This is a genomic window from Mesorhizobium sp. J18 (assembly GCF_007829525.1).
In the GTDB taxonomy this organism is placed as follows: Bacteria; Pseudomonadota; Alphaproteobacteria; order Rhizobiales; family Rhizobiaceae; genus VLJP01.
Map to the genome: position 1 here is coordinate 1 of NZ_VLJP01000014.1, position 2,148 is coordinate 2,148.

2 protein-coding genes are annotated in these 2,148 nt (G+C 64.5%); one reads left to right on the forward strand and one right to left on the reverse strand.

The window, feature by feature from the left end:
* The coding region (locus tag L598_RS07600; protein ID WP_144861377.1) for a transposase at positions 1-182 on the reverse strand (182 nt) is incomplete at its 3' end.
* 214 nt (positions 183-396) lie between these two features.
* Between L598_RS07600 and L598_RS07605 the strand changes: the two genes are divergently transcribed.
* Positions 397-1,995: a GMC family oxidoreductase N-terminal domain-containing protein gene (locus L598_RS07605; protein ID WP_144861378.1), complete on the forward strand. Its 1,599-nt coding sequence runs from the start codon at positions 397-399 to the stop codon at positions 1,993-1,995.
* Positions 1,996-2,148: the final 153 nt, after the last annotated feature.

Here is a 2,148-nt window from a genome sequence, read left to right on the forward strand (position 1 = left end):
TTCAGTTCCTTCAACTGATCTACGCCCATCCCACCATATTGCTTGCGCCAGCGGTAATAAGTCTGTTCGACAACGCCGATCCGCCTGATCGCATCAAGACGGGACAGGCCTTGCCCCATCAGAACCTCAACCTGCCGCAACTTCGAGACAATCTCTTCCGGCTTCGGTCGCTTGTTGGCCATTCTCGATCCTCCGTTTCCTAATCATAACGGCGGACCACTTCACTGGGGGAGGATCAATGCCGACCGCTCCCGAGAATTACCCCCACACGTTCGAGCAGGACATCGCCAATTTCGGCGCCGACCTCGAGGAGACCACGCAGCGTTTCGAGGAATGGATCAGCACCTGATCCCGAACCGAGAAGGAGACGAGCGGCAGGCAAGGCAGGGGAATGCCATGGAATATGATTTCATCGTCATCGGAGGCGGGTCGGCGGGTTGCGTGCTCGCCAACCGGCTGACGGCCGACGGTGTGACCCGGGTCCTGCTGCTCGAGGCTGGGGGTCGTGCCTATGACCCCTGGCTGCACATCCCTGCCGGTTACTATCGCAATGCCTACAACCCGCGATACAACTGGAGCTACGAGACTGAACCCGTCGATGCCCTTGCCGGGCGTCGACTTCCCTGGCCGCGCGGCAAGGTCATCGGCGGTTCGAGCGCGATCAACGGCCTGATCTACATTCGCGGCAATCGGCACGATTTCGACGAGTGGGCGGCGCTTGGCAACACCGGCTGGGGCTATGACGACGTGCTGCCCTATTTCCGCAAGGCGGAAAACCAGGAGCGCGGCGAAAACGAATATCACGGCGTCGGCGGGCCGCTCGACGTCGCCGACATCCGGATGCGGCACCCGCTCTACGACGCCTTCCTCGAAAGTGCTGTCACGGCCGGGCATAGGCGCAACGACGATTTCAACGGCGCGGAGCAGGAAGGTGCGGGCGCTTACCAGATGACGGTCGGCCGCTGGCGCAGGTCCAGCACCGCCATCGCCTATCTGGAGCCTGCCCGCCGGCGCACCAATCTCACCGTCGAAACACGCGCCTTCGTCAACCGCATCCTCTTCGGGAGCCGGGAAGCCACTGGCGTCGAATATGTGCGCGGCGGCGAAGTGAGGACCGCGAAGGCTCGCCGAGAGGTCATCCTCGCTGCCGGCGCGATCAACTCGCCGCAGATCCTCCAGCTGTCCGGCGTCGGCCCCGCCGCGCTCCTCAAGCGTCACGGCATTCCCGTCGTCCACGATCTTCCCGGCGTCGGACGCAACATGCAGGACCACCTGACCTCGCGCATCGTCTACCGCTGCGTGCCAGGCACCGTCACAGTCAACGAGGTGTTCCATAGCTGGCCGCGCAAGCTCATGGAGGGCATGAAGTACCTCCTGACGCGCAAGGGGCTGCTGATGATGGCGGGCGGCCCCGTCGGCCTCTTCGCCCGCACCCGCCCGGAACTGAAGGCCCCGGACGTGCAGTTCCATTTTCTTGCATGGAGCCTCGACCGCGCCGGCGGCCCTATGCACCGCTTCCCGGGCTGTACCATCAGCGTCGTTCAGTGTCGTCCGCAAAGCCGCGGCTACCTGGAGATCGCCTCCGCGGACCCACAGATGCCGCCGAAGATTCATCCGAATTACCTCGCGGCGGAGGCCGACCAGGACTGCCTCGTCGAGGGCCTCAGGATGGCAGAGCGCATCTTCGGCCAGCAGCCCCTCGCCTCGAAGCTTCGGGACCGCCTCTACCCGCAGCGGCTGCCGGACACGCGGCAGGGCTGGCTTGATTACATTGCCAACAATTCCGGCACCGGCGCACATGCCGTCTCGACCTGCATGATGGGCACCGGCGACATGGCCGTGGTGGACCCACAACTTCGCGTCCACGGCATCGGCCACCTGCGCGTCATCGACGCCTCGATCATGCCCGCCGTGGTTTCCGGCAATACTAATGCGGCCGCCATCATGATCGGCGAAAAGGGCGCCGACCTGGTCGTGGCGGGAGCACGCGCCTGATGACCCCCTCGCCTTCCATCATCGCCAACGCCGCAAAGTTCCATATCGACGGTGCATGGGTCGATCCCGTCGGCAGCGACAGTTTCCCCGTCCTCAACCCGGCCACCGGCGATACCATTGTGCCGCTCGCCATGGGCGCGGCGGCGGATGTGG

Excerpts from the sequence above, each read along its gene's own strand:
- L598_RS07605 (WP_144861378.1), top strand. The coding sequence starts at position 397 with ATGGAATATGATTTCATCGTCATCGGAGGCGGGTCGGCGGGTTGCGTG.